Origin of the sequence: Burkholderia sp. HMSC10F09 (assembly GCF_001806955.1) — a bacterium.
In the GTDB taxonomy this organism is placed as follows: Bacteria; Pseudomonadota; Gammaproteobacteria; order Burkholderiales; family Burkholderiaceae; genus Burkholderia; species Burkholderia multivorans.
Window position 1 is genome coordinate 1 of sequence record NZ_KV786716.1, and the last position, 15,264, is coordinate 15,264.

Genomic DNA, 15,264 nt, shown 5'->3' on the forward strand with positions numbered 1-15,264 from the left:
GAGCGGCGCGGCTGCACCGGCGGCCGCTCGCGAGCGGCCGGGTGGCCATGACAGTTCCGCTTTTCCCGACCGACGCCGATGCCTACCCGCTCCCTGACCCTCGACCATCTCGTGATTGCCGCGCGCACGCTCGACGAAGGCGTGCGCCATGTCGCCGACGCGCTCGGCGTCGCCCCGGCCGGCGGCGGCCGCCATCCGCTGATGCGCACTCATAATGCGCTGTTCGGCCTCTGGGGCGGCGCGTATCTCGAAGTCATCGCGATCGATCCGGACGCACGCGACGACGCGACGGGCGGCGCGCCGCCGCGCGCGCGGCTGTTCGCGCTCGACGATCCGGCAATGCAGGCACGCGTCGCGCAGGGTCCGTTCCTCGCGCATTGGGTCGCGCGCGTCGAGCGCCCGCGCCGGCTCGCGCTGTGGCAAAGCCAGTACCCGGACCGCATTCCGCCCGTCGTCGCGATGCAGCGCGGCGATCTGACGTGGGGCCTGACGGTGCCCGACGACGGCGCGTTCCCCGCGTGGCAGCAGGCCGGCGACGGCCTCGTGCCGTCGCTGATCCAGTGGGACGGCCCGCGCCATCCGGCCGATTCGCTGCCGCACGACGGCGTCGCGCTGACGGCGCTCAAGGGCCGCCATCCGCGTGCGGACCTGATCGGCGAGCAGCTCGACTGGCTCGGCGCCGCCCATCTGCTCGACCTCGAAGCGGCCGACGGCCCGCCCGCGCTGATCGCCGAATTCGACACGCCGCACGGCCCGCGCGCGCTGCGCTGAACGCACGCCGCGCCGCGTGCCCGAACCCCACGATACGGAGACACCCTCGACATGAATTCGCGCGAAACCCGGGGCATGCTGCTCGGCCTGATCGGCGTGATGATCTTCAGCCTGACGCTGCCGATGACGCGCATCGTCGTCGCCGAGCTCCATCCGCTGCTCAACGGGCTCGGCCGCGCGCTCGCGGCCGCGGTGCCGGCCGGCCTGCTGCTGTGGTGGCGCCGCGAGCCGCTGCCGACGCGCACGCAGCTGAAAAGCCTGGCCGTCGTGTCGGCCGGCGTGATCGTCGCGTATCCGGTGTTCTCCGCGTGGGCGATGAAGACCGTGCCTGCGTCGCACGGCGCGGTCGTCAACGGACTGCAGCCGCTGTTCGTCGCGCTGTATGCGGCCTGGCTGTCGCACGAACGCCCGTCGAAGGCGTTCTGGGTCAGCGCGGTCACGGGCAGCGCGCTCGTGATCGCGTTCGCGCTGCGCGACGGCGGCGGCACCGTGCAGCCCGGCGATGCGCTGATGCTCGTCGCGGTCGGCATCGGCGCGCTCGGCTACGCGGAAGGCGCGCGCCTCGCGCGCCAGATCGGCGGCTGGCAGGTGATCTGCTGGGCGCTCGTCGTGTCCGCGCCGTTCCTCGTGCTGCCGGTCGGCTGGCTCGCGTGGCTGCAGCACGCCGCCCATCCGGGCCCGCTCGCGCCGCGCACGTGGCTCGCGTTCGGCTACGTGACCCTCTTTTCGCAATTCATCGGCTTTTTCGCGTGGTATGCAGGACTGGCGATCGGCGGCACCGCGCGCGTCGGCCAGGTGCAACTGCTGCAGATCTTCTTCACGATCGCGTTTTCCGCGCTGCTGTTCGGCGAAACGGTCACGCCCTCCACGTGGCTGTTCGCCGCCGCCGTGATCGCGACCGTGATGCTCGGCCGGCGCTCGGCGGTCGCCACGGCGCCGCGTCCCGCTCGCGCCGGCTGATGAGGTACGCCATAATGTCCGCTTTGCCTGAACGGTTCTGCCCACCCGGCCGCGACGGCACGCACGCGCTCGCGCATGCTCACCCGGCTGCGTCGACGCGATCGGCCCGATCGACCTTTCTTGACTGACCACGATATCCGAACGAGGAGACTATGAATCCGAGCGACCTGCACCCGCCGCACTGGCAGCTTTCCGAACGCGCCCGCAAGCTGACGAGCTCGGCGATCCGCGAGATCCTGAAGGTCACGGAACGCCCCGAGGTCATCTCGTTCGCCGGCGGCCTGCCCGCCCCCGCGACGTTCCCGGCCGAGCGCATGCGCGCGGCCGCCGACCGCGTGCTGCGCGACGCGCCGGCCGCGGCGCTGCAGTACAGCGCGACCGAAGGCTATCTGCCGCTGCGCGAGTGGATCGCCGAGCGCTATCGCGTGCGCGTGTCGCAAGTGCTGGTCACGACCGGCTCGCAGCAGGCGCTCGACCTGCTCGGCAAGGCGCTCGTCGATCCGGGCAGCCCGATCCTCGTCGAAACGCCGACCTACCTCGGCGCGCTGCAGTCGTTCTCGCTGTACGAGCCGCGCTACGTGCAGGTGCCGACCGACGAACAGGGCCTGCTGCCCGACGGCCTGACGCCCGCGCTCACGCAGGGCGCGCGCCTGCTGTACGCGCAGCCGAACTTCCAGAATCCGACGGGCCGCCGCCTGCCGGTCGAGCGCCGCCGCGCGCTGGCCGCATTCGCGCAGACGAGCCCGTTCCCGGTGCTCGAAGACGATCCGTACGGCGCGCTGAACTATCAGGGCGAGCCGCTGCCGACGATGCTGTCGATGGCGCCCGACCACATCGTGCACCTCGGCACGTTCTCGAAGGTGCTCGCGCCTGGCCTGCGGATCGGCTACATCATTGCGCCCGAGGAACTGCACTTCAAGCTCGTGCAGGCGAAGCAGGCCACCGACCTGCACACGCCGACGCTCACGCAGCGCATCGCACACGAGGTGATCAAGGACGGCTTCCTCGACGAGCACATCCCGACGATCCGCCAGCTGTACGGCGCGCAGTGCGAAGCGATGCTCGGCGCGCTCGCGCGTCACATGCCGGAAGGCGTCACGTGGAACCGCCCGGAAGGCGGGATGTTCATCTGGGTGAACCTGCCGAAGCAGATCGACAGCATGGCGCTGCTCGCGACGGCGGTCGAGAATCACGTCGCCTTCGTGCCGGGCGCGCCGTTCTTCGCGAACGACGCGCAGCAAAATACGCTGCGCCTGTCGTTCGTGACGGTGCCGCCCGAGAAGATCGAGGAAGGCGTCGCGCGGCTCGGCAAGCTGATCCGCGAGCGCCTCTGATCCGCCCTTTTTTCCTGTCAAGACTCACTACGAGGAACGAACGCATGGCTAACGTCTACGACAAACTGAAATCGCTGGGCATCGAACTGCCGAGCGCCGGCGCACCGGCTGCCGCCTACGTGATGAGCGCGCAAAGCGGCAACACGGTCTACCTGTCGGGCCACATCGCGAAGAAGGACGGCAAGGTGTGGGCCGGCAAGCTCGGCGCCGATCTGACGACCGAAGACGGCAAGGCGGCCGCGCGCGCGATCGCGATCGACCTGCTCGCGACGCTGCACGCGCACACCGGCGACCTGAACAAGGTCACGCGCATCGTGAAGCTGATGAGCCTCGTGAACTCGACGCTCGACTTCACCGAGCAGCACATCGTGACGAACGGCGCATCGGAACTGATCGCGGAAGTGTTCGGCGATGCGGGCAAGCATGCACGCTCGGCGTTCGGCGTCGCGCAGATTCCGCTCGGCGCCTGCGTCGAGATCGAACTGATCGCCGAAGTCGCGTAATACGCCGATGTCCGGCCGCCTCGTTCGCTTCGCGCAGGTCGACGTGTTCACGTCGGTGCCGTTCAAGGGCAATCCGCTGGCGGTCGTATTCGACGCCGATTCGCTCGACGACGACGCGATGCTCGCGATCGCCCGCTGGACGAACCTGTCGGAAACGACGTTCGTCTGCGCGCCGAGCGATCCGGGGGCCGACTATCGCGTGCGGATCTTCACGCCGGCCGGCGAGCTGCCGTTCGCCGGCCACCCGACGCTCGGCACCGCGCACGCGTTCCTCGCGAGCGGCGCGCGGCCGCGCACGGCGGGCCGGCTCGTTCAGCAATGCGGCGTCGGCCGCGTCGTGCTGCGCGAACAGGGCGACGGCTGGGCATTCGCCGCGCCGCCGGCGCGCTTCACGCCGGTCGATCGTTCGGATTACGCGGCGCTCGCCGCCGCGCTGCGCTCCGACGCGATCGATCCGGATGCCGAACCGTGCGCGGTCGACAACGGCGCGCCCTGGCTCGTCGTGCGCCTGACGTCGGCCGACGCGTGCATCGGCCTCGCGCCCGATCCGGCCGCGCTCGAAGCGATCACGCATCGCTACGGCGCGCACGGGCTCGCCGCCTATGCGCCGCATGCGGCCGGCGGCCCCGCGACGTTCGAAATCCGCTGCCTGATGACGGGCGGCAGCTTCGGCCTCGGGGAGGATCCGGTCACCGGCAGCGCGAACGCCGCGCTGGCCGGGTTGCTCGCGCGCCAGCAACGGCGCCCGGGCCCGTCCTATACGGCCCGCCAGGGCACCGCGATCGGCCGCGACGGCCGCGTGTCGGTCCACTACGACGCCGACGGCACGACGTGGATCGGCGGCAGCACGATCACCGTCGTCGACGGCACGTTCCGTCTTCCCGCCTGACGGTTTCCCGTCCGGAGCGCGCCCGTCCGCGGCACCCTTCCCCCCCGCTATCGCAAAACCGCACCAGCCAGTAATATCGGGCCTAATCCGTTGCTTCGGACGTTTGCCCGGTATTCGCTCGCCGCGAACCGGCGGACGCCGCTGCGATCCCACCAGCCGGCCATCCCCCGACGATGGCGTACGCGAGAGCAGGACGCCGCCCTTCGATGAGCTTCGCCCGGTCATCCCACCCGCCGCCGCCGCGGCTGCGCACGCCGCGCAAGTCGAGGCGCCGGGCGCTATTCGCGATCCCGCTGCTCGGGATGCTCGCGCTGGCGCTGCTGTGGGCCGTGATCATCGCGCGGCTGTCGGTCGAGAAGGACAGCGCGTACAAGGAGGCGGCCGCATCGGCGGCGATCCTGTCGTCCGCGCTCGAACAGCACACGGTCAAGGCGATCCACCAGGTCGACCAGATCACGCGCTTCGTCAAGTTCGAGTTCGAGAAGTCGCCCGCGCACTTCAATCTCGCGAGCGCGGTCGAGAAAGGCGTCGTGCCGAGCGACACGCTGATCCAGGTCTCGCTCGTCAACGCGAAGGGCATGCTGTTCGCGAATACGGCCGAGACGCGCCCGCAAGCGATCAACCTGTCCGATCGCGAGCACTTCCAGGTGCATCTCGCGCACAACGACGACCGCCTCTACATCAGCAAGCCCGTGCTCGGCCGCGTATCGGGCCACTGGACGCTGCAGATGACGCGGCGGCTGAACAATCCGGACGGCAGTTTCGCGGGCATCGTCGTCGTATCGGAAGACCCGAGCTACTTCACGAACGACTTCTACAACAACGCGGCGATCGGCAAGGAAGGCGTGATCGCGGTCGTCTCCGACACCGGCGCCGTGCTCGCGCGCCGCACCGGTTCGGTCAGCAATGCGCCCGGCGCGTTCTCCGCATCGGGCGTCTATCCGATCGCCGAGCGCGTGACGGGGACGATCGCCGATCCGATCGACGGCGTCACGCGCATCGTGTCGTACCGTCACCTCGACGGCTATCCGCTCGCGGTGATGGTCGGGCTGTCGCAGGCGGAAGAGTTCGCGGACTACTACCACACGCGCAACGTCTATCTGCTGATGACGAGCTTCATCACGCTCGCGATGCTCGCGTTCTTCGGCGTTGCCACGGGCCTGATCGGCAAGCTGCTCGGCCGCGAGCGCGAGATGACGCAGCTCGCCGAATACGACCTGCTGACGGGCCTCGCGAACCGCTACGCGACGCTGCGCGGGCTGCGCAACGACGTGTCGATGCCGTCGAGCCTGTCGCGGCTCGGGCTGCTGTTCATCGATCTCGACAACTTCAAGACCGTCAACGACACGCTCGGCCACAACGCCGGCGACATCGTGCTGCAGATGACGGCATCGCGCCTGTCGGATGCCGTGGGCGACGAAGGCACGCTCGCGCGCATCGGCGGCGACGAGTTCGTCGTCGTGATGAAGGGCGACGACGTCGAACGGCGCGCGGTACGGCTTGCCGAGGCGATCATCCGGATGTTCGCCGAGCCGTTCGACGTGCGCGGCAGCTCGTTCGTGCTGCACGCCAGCATCGGCATCGCGCTGCACACGGTCGCGAACGAAAGCGAGATCGACCTGCTGAAGAAGGCCGACCTCGCGATGTACAGCGCGAAGGACGCGGGCAAGAACTGCTACCAGTTCTATGCGCCGCATCTGTCGCACCGTGCCGATCACCTGATGCGCTGGGAGCAGCAGCTGCGCGTCGCGCTCGCCGAAGGGCAGCTGTTCCTCGCGTACCAGCCGAAAATCGATCTCGCGCACCGCACGATCACGGGCTTCGAGGCGCTCGCGCGCTGGGATCACCCCGAGCACGGGATCATCTCCGCGAACGAGTTCATTTCGATTGCCGAATCGACCGGGCTGATCGTGCCGATCGGCGATTTCGTGATCCGCACCGCGTGCCGGCAGATTGCGCGCTGGCGCGAGGAAGGCCACGACACGCTGACGCTCGCCGTCAATATCTCGCCCGTGCAGTTCTGGCGCGGCGACCTGATCGAGACGATCTCGGGCGCGCTGCGCGAAACCGGCATCGACGCGAACCGCCTCGAGATCGAGATCACCGAGACCGCGATGATGGAATATCCGGAGCTCGTGTCCGAGAAGATCGTCGCGCTGAAGAAGCTCGGCATCCGGATCGCGCTCGACGACTTCGGCACCGGCTATTCGTCGCTGTCGTACCTGCATCGCTTCTCGGTCGACACGCTGAAGGTCGACCGCTCGTTCGTGCAGGCGATTCCGCACGATCGCAGCGTGTGCGTGATGGTCGCGTCGATCGTGCATCTCGCGCGTTCGCTCGGGCTGACCGTCGTCGTCGAAGGCACCGAGACCGACGAGCAGATCGCATGGCTGTCCGCGCTCGGCGAGATCGAGGCACAGGGCTTCCTGTTCTCGCGGCCGGTGCCGGCCGATGCGATCCCCGCGCTGATCGCGCGCTTCGGCGTGCGCGGCGACCATCCGAACGTCGTACCGCACCGCGCGGCCGGCGGCACGAGTGCCTGATCGCACAAGCCGCCGCGCCCTTCCCTCCCCGTGCACCGGCACGCCGACCGATGCGGCCGCATCGATTGGTTCAATTTCCGCGCCAATTGCGCCATTCGTTTACTAGCGTTTTCGCGCATGGAAGTGTCACGATCCGCGGCGGACAATCGGAAGGCCTTTCGTGCCGGCGGGCCGCCGGCACCTGACACGCGCGAGAGATCCGGCCTGCCGGCCGACTACAACCATGACGACCACCGTCGAAATCGAAACGCCCGAGCGCATCGACCGCGCATCGCTGTTGACCTTGTTCAAGGTCGTGCTTGGCATTTCCGCGGTGTCGTGGGGCGGCCTGTCGATGATGGCGCAGCTCGAACGCCACTACGTGCATCGCGTGCAGCGCATCGACGCGCAGACGTTCGCCGATCTCGTGTCGCTCGCCTGGCTCGTGCCGGGCCCCGTCGGCTGCAACGTCGCGGTGCAGGTCGGCCAGACGCTGCACGGCCGCGCCGGCGCATGGATTGCCGGCATCGCGAGCGTGCTGCCGTTCTTCGCGCTGATGACGCTGTTCGCGGTGTTCTACCGCACGCCGCTCGTCCGCTCGCTCGCCGCGCCGATGCTGCTCAATCATTTCGGGATGGTGCTCGCCGCGCTGATCGGCGTCACGTGGGTCAAGCAGCTGCGTACGCTCGCGCGCACGCGGCGCGAGCAGGCGATCGCCGCGCTGTCGACGATTCTGCTTGCGTTCGCGCATAGTCCGGCCGCTTTCGTCGGGATTCTTTTCGCGGCGTTTGCCGCCGGTTGGTTGAGTGGGCCGCAGCAGGAGGACGCGGTCGGCTTCGCGTTGTCGCGACGCGACCGCAACCTGCTCGTGCTGCTCGCGATCCTCGTCGCGCTGTTCGCGCTGCCGCTGCCCGGCCATTACCAGGCGACGCTGCTCTGGCCGCGCCTCGCCGGCGCCGGGATGACGCTGTTCGGCGGCGGCTTTTCCGCGCTGCCGGTGCTGAAGACGCTGTTCGTCACGCCGGCGACCGGCATCTCGGAACACGACTTCACGCTCGCGTTCGCGCTGTCGCCCGTATCGCCCGGGCCGCTGCTGAACGTCGTGCCGTTTCTCGGCTATCTGACCGACGGCTGGGTCGGCGCACTGCTCGCGACCGCGGCGCTGTTCATTCCGTCCGGCTGCCTGGTCGTGTTCGCGCAACGCCATCTGCAGCGGCTGCGCCGCCATTCGCGCTTCGAGCACGGCATGCGGCTGCTGCGCGCGGCGACGACGGGCTTTCTCGTCGTCGCGGTCGTAAAGATCCTGCATCGCGAGCCGGCCAATCCGGCCTACTGGCTGACCGGCGCGTTCGCCGCGCTCTGCTTCGCGCGCTTCAAGGTGCCCGTGTATGCGGTGTACGGCGCGGTCGCGATGGCCTGCGGCGCGTGGCTGCTCGCCGCGCATTGAACGACGGGCGCCGCCGCACGTTGGCGGCCGCGCCCGTCGCTTCCCCGATCAGCCTGCCTGCACCGCGACGCGGCGCGCGATCCAGCGCGCGCGCAGCGCGTCGGACGCGAGATTGAAGCAGAACGTGTACGGCAGGAAGAACAGCACGATGCCGAGGTCGAGCAGCAACGCCTCGATCAGGCTCACGTTGAGCCACCACGCGGCGAGCGGCACCACCATCGCGACCAGGCCCGCCTCGAAACCGACGGCATGCGCGATACGCACGCCGATCGTGCGCGACAGCCCCGCGCGGCGCTCGAAGCGGTCGAACAGCGTGTTGAAGATCATGTTCCACGCCATCGCGACCAACGACACCATCACGGTCAGCACGCCGACGTGCGCAACCGGCATGTCGAGCAGCCACGCACCGATCGGCGCGCACAGCGCGATCGCGACGAGCTCGAACGTCAGCGCGTGGACGAGCCGCTCCATCACCGTCTTGTTCGTCTGTTTCATGATTCGCTCCATCTGAGTGTGTTTCGTCGATGGAGTGCATTTTGATCGGTCGATACGGATACATCCAGTTTGTTATCATCGGTTTTACCGATATATCAACGACAGGACAACCCGATGCGCCATCCGCCCGAAGCCCTCGTCGCGTTCGCCGAAGCGGCGCAGCTCGGCTCGTTCACGGCCGCCGCGAAGAAGCTCGGCAAGCGGCAGTCGACGGTGTCCGAGGCGATCGCCAACCTCGAGATCGATCTCGGCGTGCAGCTGTTCGACCGCTCGACGCGCTCGCCGACGCTGACCGACGCCGGCCGCGCGCTGCTGCCGCACGTGCAGCGCACGCTCGAGGCCGGCGCCGCGATCGATCGCGTCGCCGCGCGGCTCGCGCGCGGAGAGGAAGCGCGGCTGACGCTCGTCGTCTCCGACACGTATCAGTCGAAGCGCTATGAAGAAACGCTCACCGCGCTCGAACAGCGGTTTCCGGCGCTCGAACTCGAATGCCAGATCGCCGAGCACGACGACGTGCTGGACCTGATTCAGCAAGGGCGCGCGCAACTCGGGCTGATGGCCGCGCGCGCGAGCTACCCGCCCGACATCGGCGCGGCAACGGTGGCGGAGGAATCGGAAATCGGACTGTTCGTCGGCCGCACGCATCCGCTCGCCGACTACCGCGATGCCGAAGTGCCGCATGCGGCGCTACGCGATGCACGCGAGCTGCGGCTCAATACGTACGTGATGCCCGAAGGTCGCAGCAGCGATCACCGGATCGTCGTCGGCACGCAGCGCTGGCTCGCGCCGAGCTATCTGATGCTGCTGGAAATGGCGGTGCTGGGATTCGGCTGGGCCGAACTGCCGCGCTGGATGGTCGAGCATTTCGCGCGCGACCGGCTGTGCGAACTGCGTGCGCGCGGCTGGCCGCGGCGCGTGCGCGTCGATGCGGTGTGGTCGCGCAACCGGCCGCTCGGGCCGGCCGGCTCGTGGCTGCTCGACGCGATGCTCGCCGCATAACGCGGCGTCGCGCGAGGCCGGCCTGCGCGAGAGGCGTTCAGAAGCCGCGCGACAGCACGGCGGCGCCGATCGTCACGACGCCGAGCACGAGATTGACGATGACGAGCAGGCGCACGCCGTTGACCGCGCGCGCGCCGTCCGGCCAGTTCTGCGCCTGCACCGCGCGGCGGATGCGCGGAAACAGCGCGAAGCGGATATGGCCGAAGATCAGCATCATCACGACGCCGAGGCCCGCCATCGCGTGCAGCGGCCAGGTCGCATGCGCGCCGCCGAACTGCATCAACAGGAAGCCGCCGGACAGCAGGATCACGATCACCGCGCCCGCGACCCAGTTGAAGAAGCGGCCGAACACGCCTTCGATCAGCGGCAGCCGAAGCTGCGGCGCGAGATCCGACAGCGCGGGCCGCAGGCAGAAATGCGCAAATACCATCCCGCCCACCCACACGGCGACGGCCAGCAGATGAAGAAACAGCGCGACGGTAACGGCATGAGACATGGCGACGATCCTGTGACGGGTTGAATGTGGGAACGCGAGCCGGTGCGCGCCGTACGACGCGACGCACGCGGCATCAAGCGACGTTCGACCGGCGCGCCGCCGCGCGGTTCAGGCGCCGCGCCCGATTTCACACTATTTTGCATGTTACGCGCGACGATGCGCGGCGCGGCACCCGCGCCCAGCAAAAAAGCCGCACGCCGGCCGAAGCGGAACGTGCGGCTTTCGATGCCGGGCGCGCGGCCTGTCAGCCGAGCAGCGGACGCAGCTCGGTCACGACCTTCAGCTTCGTGTCGGGTGCGCGCCCCTTGCGCGCGCGCTTGCCGATATGCGGCGCGAGACCCGCATACGACAGCGTCTCGTCCTGCACCTTGCCGCCGCGCCCCGTGCCGATCAGCACGACGCCGGCCGGATCGATCGCGAGCGCCTGCACGAGCGTTTCCTTGTCGTCGAGCGCCATCAGCGTCACGCCGCGGCCACCGCCCGACAGCGTCTTCATCTCGTCGATGCCGAACACCAGCAGCCGCCCGCCGCTCGACAGACACGCGACCTGCGTCGCGTTCGGCAGCACCGGCATCGGCGCGAGCGGCACCGCGCCCGGATCGATCGTCATGAACGACTTGCCGGCCTTCACGCGGCTCACCATGTCGCCGACCTTCGCGATGAAGCCGAAGCCGTTGCTCGAGGCGAGCAGCAGCGGCTGGTCGGCCGACGCCGCGTAGTAATGCATCAGATGCGAGCCCGATTCGAGCTCGATCAGCGACGTGACCGGCACGCCGTCGCCGCGGCCGCCCGGCAGCACCGACACGTCGACCGAGTACACGCGGCCGCTGCTGCCCCACGCGATCAGCCGATCCGGCGTGCGGCACTGGAACGCCGCATACAGGCTGTCGCCGGCCTTGAACGAGAAGCCCGCCGGATCGAGCCCGTGGCCCTTCAGTGCGCGCACCCAGCCCTTCTGCGACACGACGACCGTCACCGGTTCGTCGACGACCTTCGCCTCGAACGTCGCGCGCTTCTCCTGCTGAATCAGCGTGCGGCGATCGTCGCCGTACTGCTTCGCGTCGGCCTCGATCTCCTTGATCATCAGCCGCTTCATCGCGCTGTCGTTCGCGAGCAGTTCTTCCAGCTTCGCCTTCTCGTCGCGCAGCGATTCGAGCTCCTTCTCGATCTTGATCTTCTCGAGCCGCGCGAGCTGACGCAGCCGGATTTCGAGGATGTCCTCGGCCTGACGGTCCGTGAGTCCGAATGCACTCATCAGCGCGGCCTTCGGCTCGTCCGACTCGCGGATGATGCGGATCACCTCGTCGAGATTCAGGAAGACGATCATCCGCCCTTCGAGGATGTGGATGCGGTCGTCGACCTTGCCGAGACGATGGCGGCAGCGGCGCGTCATCGTCATCTGGCGGAACTTCACCCATTCGTCGAGGATCGTCAGCAGCCCCTTCTGGCCCGGCCGGCCGTCGGCGCCGATCATCACGAGGTTCAGCGTCGCGTTCGATTCGAGGCTCGTATGCGCGAGCAGCGAGTTGACGAATTCCGTCTGGTCGATCGTGCGCGACTTCGGCTCGAACACGAGCCGCACCGCCGCTTCCTTGCCCGACTCGTCGCGCACCGCGTCGAGCAGATCGAGCATCGCCTTCTTCGTGTTCAGCTGTTCGGGCGTCAGCGTCTTCTTGCCAAGCTTGAGCTTCGGGTTCGTCAGCTCCTCGATTTCCTCGAGCACCTTCTGGCACGACGTGTTCGGCGGCAGCTCGGTGACGACGAGCTGCCACTGGCCGCGCGCGAGATCCTCGATCTTCCAGCGCGCGCGCACCTTCAGGCTGCCGCGGCCCGTCTCGTAGGCCGACGCGATTTCGGCGTCGCTCGAAATGATCTGCCCGCCGCCCGGGAAATCGGGGCCCGGGATCAGCGTCATGAGCTCTTCGTGCGTGAGCTTCGGGTTGCGGATCAGCGCGACCGCGGCGGCCGCGACCTCGCGCAGGTTATGCGACGGAATTTCGGTCGCGAGACCGACCGCGATGCCCGATGCGCCGTTCAGCAGCACGAACGGCATGCGGCTCGGCAGCGTCTTCGGCTCCTCGAACGAACCGTCGTAGTTCGGCATGAAGTCGACCGTGCCCTGGTCGATCTCGTCGAGCAGCAGCTTCGAGATCGGCGTGAGCCGCGCTTCGGTATAGCGCATCGCCGCCGCGCCGTCGCCGTCGCGCGAGCCGAAGTTGCCCTGACCGTCGATCAGCGGGTAGCGCAGCGAGAAGTCCTGCGCGAGACGTACGAGCGCGTCGTACGCCGACTGATCGCCGTGCGGGTGGTACTTGCCGAGCACGTCGCCGACCACGCGCGCCGATTTCACCGGCTTCGCGTCCGGGCCGAGGCCCATTTCGTTCATCGCATAGAGAATGCGGCGCTGCACCGGCTTCTGGCCGTCGCAGACGTCGGGCAGCGCGCGGCTCTTCACGACGCTGACCGCATAGCTGAGATACGCCTGCTCCGCGTAATTGCCGAGCGTCAGCGCATCGGCCTCGGGCGCGTCGGACCCGGCAAAGAGATCGGAGGTGTTGTCGTCCATCTGAATTCCGTATTCGTAAGTGGCGTGAGGGCGCGCCGCGCATCATGCGCGGCCGCGCTCGGGGCGCTTAGATATCCGCTTCGACGTCGTTGCCCTTTTCCTCGAGCCAGCCGCGCCGTGCGGCCGCCTCGCCCTTGCCCATCAGCATCGTCATCCGCGCGACGGTCGTCTCGTAGTCGAGCTCGCCGAGCTTCACCGGCATCAGGCGGCGCGTATCGGGGTTCATCGTCGTGTCCCACAGCTGCTCCGCGCTCATTTCGCCGAGACCCTTGAAGCGGCTGATGCTCCATTGCGTTTCGCGCACGCCGTCCTTGCGCAGCTTGTCGAGGATCGCCTCCAGTTCGCCTTCGTCGAGCGCGTAGAGCTTCTGCGCGGGCTTCTTGCCGCGCGCCGGCGCGTCGACGCGGAACAGCGGCGGCCGCGCGACATACACGTGGCCGCGCTCGATCAGCTGCGGGAAATGCTTGAAGAACAGCGTGAGCAGCAGCACCTGGATGTGCGAGCCGTCGACGTCCGCGTCCGACAGGATGCAGATCTTGCCGTAGCGCAGGTTCGACAGATCGACGCTGTCGTCCGGGCCGTGCGGATCGACGCCGATCGCGACCGAAATGTCGTGCACTTCGTTGTTCGCGAACAGACGGTCGCGCTCGGTTTCCCACGTGTTCAGCACCTTGCCGCGCAGCGGCAGGATCGCCTGGTATTCCTTGTCGCGGCCCATCTTCGCGGAACCGCCCGCCGAGTCGCCTTCGACGAGGAACAGCTCGTTGCGCGCGATGTCTTCCGTCTCGCAGTCGGTCAGCTTGCCCGGCAGCACCGCGACGCCCGAGCTCTTGCGCTTCTCGACCTTCTGGCCCGCGCGCGTGCGCGCCTGCGCCTGCTTGATCACGAGCTCCGCGAGCTTCTTGCCGTGCTCGACGTGCTGGTTCAGCCACAGCTCGAGCGCCGGACGCGAGAACGACGACACGAGCTTCACCGCGTCGCGGCTGTTCAGCCGTTCCTTGATCTGCCCTTGGAACTGCGGATCGAGCACCTTCGCGGACAGCACGAACGACACGCGCGCGAACACGTCTTCGGCGAGCAGCTTCACGCCCTTCGGCTGCAGGTTGTGCAGTTCGACGAAACTCTTCACCGCCTGATAGAGACCGTCGCGCAGGCCGGATTCGTGCGTGCCGCCGGCCGGCGTCGGGATCAGGTTGACGTACGACTCGCGTACGAGCGAGCCTTCCTCGCTCCAGGCGACGACCCACGACGCGCCCTCGCCTTCGGCGAACGTGTCGTCGCCCGAACGCGAATCGGCGAAGCGTTCGCCCTCGAACAGCGGAATCAGCAGTTCGCTGCCGTTCATCTCGTCGAGCAGATAGCCGCGCAGGCCGTCCTCGTATTTCCAGCTCTGGCGCTCGCCGCTCTTCTCGTTGACGAGCACGACCTCGACGCCCGGCAGCAGCACGGCTTTCGAGCGCAGCAGGCGCTGCAGTTCGCCGAGCGGCAGGTTTGCCGAGTCGAAGTACTTCGGATTCGGCCATACGCGCACGCGCGTGCCCGACTTCTTCTCGCCGCGGCCGGCCGGCTGCGTGGACAGCGGCTTGACGACGTCGCCGTCGGCGAAACCGAGCTCCGCGATCTTGCCGTCGCGCCAGACGGTCACGTCGAGCCGCGTCGCGAGCGCGTTCGTCACCGACACGCCGACGCCATGCAAGCCGCCCGAGAACGTGTATGCGCCGCCCGCCGCCTTGTCGAACTTGCCGCCCGCATGCAGGCGCGTGAACACGATTTCGACGACCGGCACGCCTTCGTCGGGATGCAGGCCGAACGGAATGCCGCGGCCGTCGTCCTCGACGGAGACCGACTGGTCCGCGTGCAGCGTGACCGTGATCTGCTTGCCGTAACCGCCGAGCGCCTCGTCGGACGCGTTGTCGATGACTTCCTGGATGATGTGCAGCGGATTCTCGGTGCGGGTATACATGCCGGGCCGCTGCTTGACCGGCTCGAGACCCTTGAGCACCTTGATCGATGCTTCGCTATAGGCCGCGCTGGGCTTCTTCGTTGACATAGGCGCTGAATATCGTCATGCGTCCGGGCGTTGTCCACATCTCGTGTGGATAACGTCGTGGACAAAACGTTGAGTTCCGTAAAAAAGCGAATCGAAACAACGGTGTGCTTGGACTGCTCCGAAAGCGGGCGCGCCGCATGCGCGGCGCGGCCCGGGACGCGCGGTATTTTACTGGTTCCGCGTCGCGCGCCGTCGCGACAAGGCGCGCGTGGCGCCGGCACGCCGGCCGCGC

12 protein-coding genes are annotated in these 15,264 nt (G+C 68.2%); 8 read left to right on the plus strand and 4 right to left on the minus strand.

Annotation, left to right across the window (positions count from 1 at the left end):
• Nucleotides 1-78 precede the first annotated feature (78 nt).
• The 7 genes from HMPREF3115_RS14730 (at nt 79) to HMPREF3115_RS14760 (ending at nt 8,426) form a co-directional block, all read left to right on the plus strand.
• Complete coding sequence (locus tag HMPREF3115_RS14730) at nt 79-771, plus strand: VOC family protein (protein WP_065494582.1); 693 nt, start codon at nt 79-81, stop codon at nt 769-771.
• Between the two features lie 51 nt (nt 772-822).
• Nucleotides 823-1,731, plus strand: a complete 909-nt coding sequence (locus HMPREF3115_RS14735) for a DMT family transporter (RefSeq protein ID WP_006405641.1) — start codon at nt 823-825, stop codon at nt 1,729-1,731.
• A gap of 152 nt (nt 1,732-1,883) precedes the next feature.
• Nucleotides 1,884-3,065, plus strand: coding sequence for an aminotransferase-like domain-containing protein (locus tag HMPREF3115_RS14740; RefSeq protein WP_006405643.1), 1,182 nt, complete (start codon nt 1,884-1,886; stop codon nt 3,063-3,065).
• Nucleotides 3,066-3,109: 44 nt separating this feature from the next.
• Nucleotides 3,110-3,568, plus strand: coding sequence for a RidA family protein (locus tag HMPREF3115_RS14745; RefSeq protein WP_006398680.1), 459 nt, complete (start codon nt 3,110-3,112; stop codon nt 3,566-3,568).
• 7 nt (nt 3,569-3,575) lie between these two features.
• The gene (locus tag HMPREF3115_RS14750) at nt 3,576-4,457 is read left to right on the plus strand and encodes a PhzF family phenazine biosynthesis protein (protein WP_070554913.1); all 882 of its coding nucleotides are present in this window, start codon (nt 3,576-3,578) and stop codon (nt 4,455-4,457) included.
• Nucleotides 4,458-4,663: 206 nt separating this feature from the next.
• Entirely contained in the window at nt 4,664-7,000 is a 2,337-nt protein-coding gene (locus tag HMPREF3115_RS14755; RefSeq protein WP_006405645.1) for a bifunctional diguanylate cyclase/phosphodiesterase, read from the plus strand.
• Between the two features lie 223 nt (nt 7,001-7,223).
• A complete protein-coding gene (locus HMPREF3115_RS14760) occupies nt 7,224-8,426 on the plus strand; it encodes a chromate transporter (protein ID WP_006405646.1) in 1,203 nt (400 codons plus the stop codon).
• Nucleotides 8,427-8,474: 48 nt separating this feature from the next.
• On the opposite strand, the gene HMPREF3115_RS14765 is transcribed toward HMPREF3115_RS14760, so the two are convergent.
• Nucleotides 8,475-8,921: a multidrug/biocide efflux PACE transporter gene (locus HMPREF3115_RS14765; protein ID WP_070554916.1), complete on the minus strand. Its 447-nt coding sequence runs from the start codon at nt 8,919-8,921 to the stop codon at nt 8,475-8,477.
• A gap of 114 nt (nt 8,922-9,035) precedes the next feature.
• Between HMPREF3115_RS14765 and HMPREF3115_RS14770 the strand changes: the two genes are divergently transcribed.
• Nucleotides 9,036-9,920 (plus strand): LysR family transcriptional regulator, encoded by an 885-nt coding sequence (locus HMPREF3115_RS14770; protein ID WP_006405648.1) that lies wholly within the window; start codon nt 9,036-9,038, stop codon nt 9,918-9,920.
• A gap of 37 nt (nt 9,921-9,957) precedes the next feature.
• Here the strand turns inward: HMPREF3115_RS14770 and HMPREF3115_RS14775 are convergent, their stop codons facing one another.
• The 3 genes from HMPREF3115_RS14775 to parE all read right to left on the minus strand — a co-directional run bounded on the left by HMPREF3115_RS14775 (nt 9,958) and on the right by parE (nt 15,032).
• Nucleotides 9,958-10,416: a CopD family protein gene (locus HMPREF3115_RS14775; RefSeq protein ID WP_006398674.1), complete on the minus strand. Its 459-nt coding sequence runs from the start codon at nt 10,414-10,416 to the stop codon at nt 9,958-9,960.
• A 244-nt stretch (nt 10,417-10,660) separates the two neighbouring features.
• Entirely contained in the window at nt 10,661-12,982 is a 2,322-nt protein-coding gene (gene parC / locus HMPREF3115_RS14780; protein WP_070554915.1) for a DNA topoisomerase IV subunit A, read from the minus strand.
• A 67-nt stretch (nt 12,983-13,049) separates the two neighbouring features.
• Nucleotides 13,050-15,032: a DNA topoisomerase IV subunit B gene (parE, locus tag HMPREF3115_RS14785; RefSeq protein ID WP_006405650.1), complete on the minus strand. Its 1,983-nt coding sequence runs from the start codon at nt 15,030-15,032 to the stop codon at nt 13,050-13,052.
• Nucleotides 15,033-15,264: the final 232 nt, after the last annotated feature.

Bases quoted from the DNA above. Each gene is read 5' to 3' on its own strand.
- HMPREF3115_RS14730 (WP_065494582.1), top strand. From the start codon at position 79: ATGCCTACCCGCTCCCTGACCCTCGACCATCTCGTGATTGCCGCGCGC.
- HMPREF3115_RS14735 (WP_006405641.1), top strand. From the start codon at position 823: ATGAATTCGCGCGAAACCCGGGGCATGCTGCTCGGCCTGATCGGCGTG.
- HMPREF3115_RS14740 (WP_006405643.1), top strand. From the start codon at position 1,884: ATGAATCCGAGCGACCTGCACCCGCCGCACTGGCAGCTTTCCGAACGC.
- HMPREF3115_RS14745 (WP_006398680.1), top strand. From the start codon at position 3,110: ATGGCTAACGTCTACGACAAACTGAAATCGCTGGGCATCGAACTGCCG.
- HMPREF3115_RS14750 (WP_070554913.1), top strand. From the start codon at position 3,576: ATGTCCGGCCGCCTCGTTCGCTTCGCGCAGGTCGACGTGTTCACGTCG.
- HMPREF3115_RS14755 (WP_006405645.1), top strand. From the start codon at position 4,664: ATGAGCTTCGCCCGGTCATCCCACCCGCCGCCGCCGCGGCTGCGCACG.
- HMPREF3115_RS14760 (WP_006405646.1), top strand. From the start codon at position 7,224: ATGACGACCACCGTCGAAATCGAAACGCCCGAGCGCATCGACCGCGCA.
- HMPREF3115_RS14765 (WP_070554916.1), bottom strand. From the start codon at position 8,921: ATGAAACAGACGAACAAGACGGTGATGGAGCGGCTCGTCCACGCGCTG.
- HMPREF3115_RS14770 (WP_006405648.1), top strand. From the start codon at position 9,036: ATGCGCCATCCGCCCGAAGCCCTCGTCGCGTTCGCCGAAGCGGCGCAG.
- HMPREF3115_RS14775 (WP_006398674.1), bottom strand. From the start codon at position 10,416: ATGTCTCATGCCGTTACCGTCGCGCTGTTTCTTCATCTGCTGGCCGTC.
- parC (WP_070554915.1), bottom strand. From the start codon at position 12,982: ATGGACGACAACACCTCCGATCTCTTTGCCGGGTCCGACGCGCCCGAG.
- parE (WP_006405650.1), bottom strand. From the start codon at position 15,032: ATGTCAACGAAGAAGCCCAGCGCGGCCTATAGCGAAGCATCGATCAAG.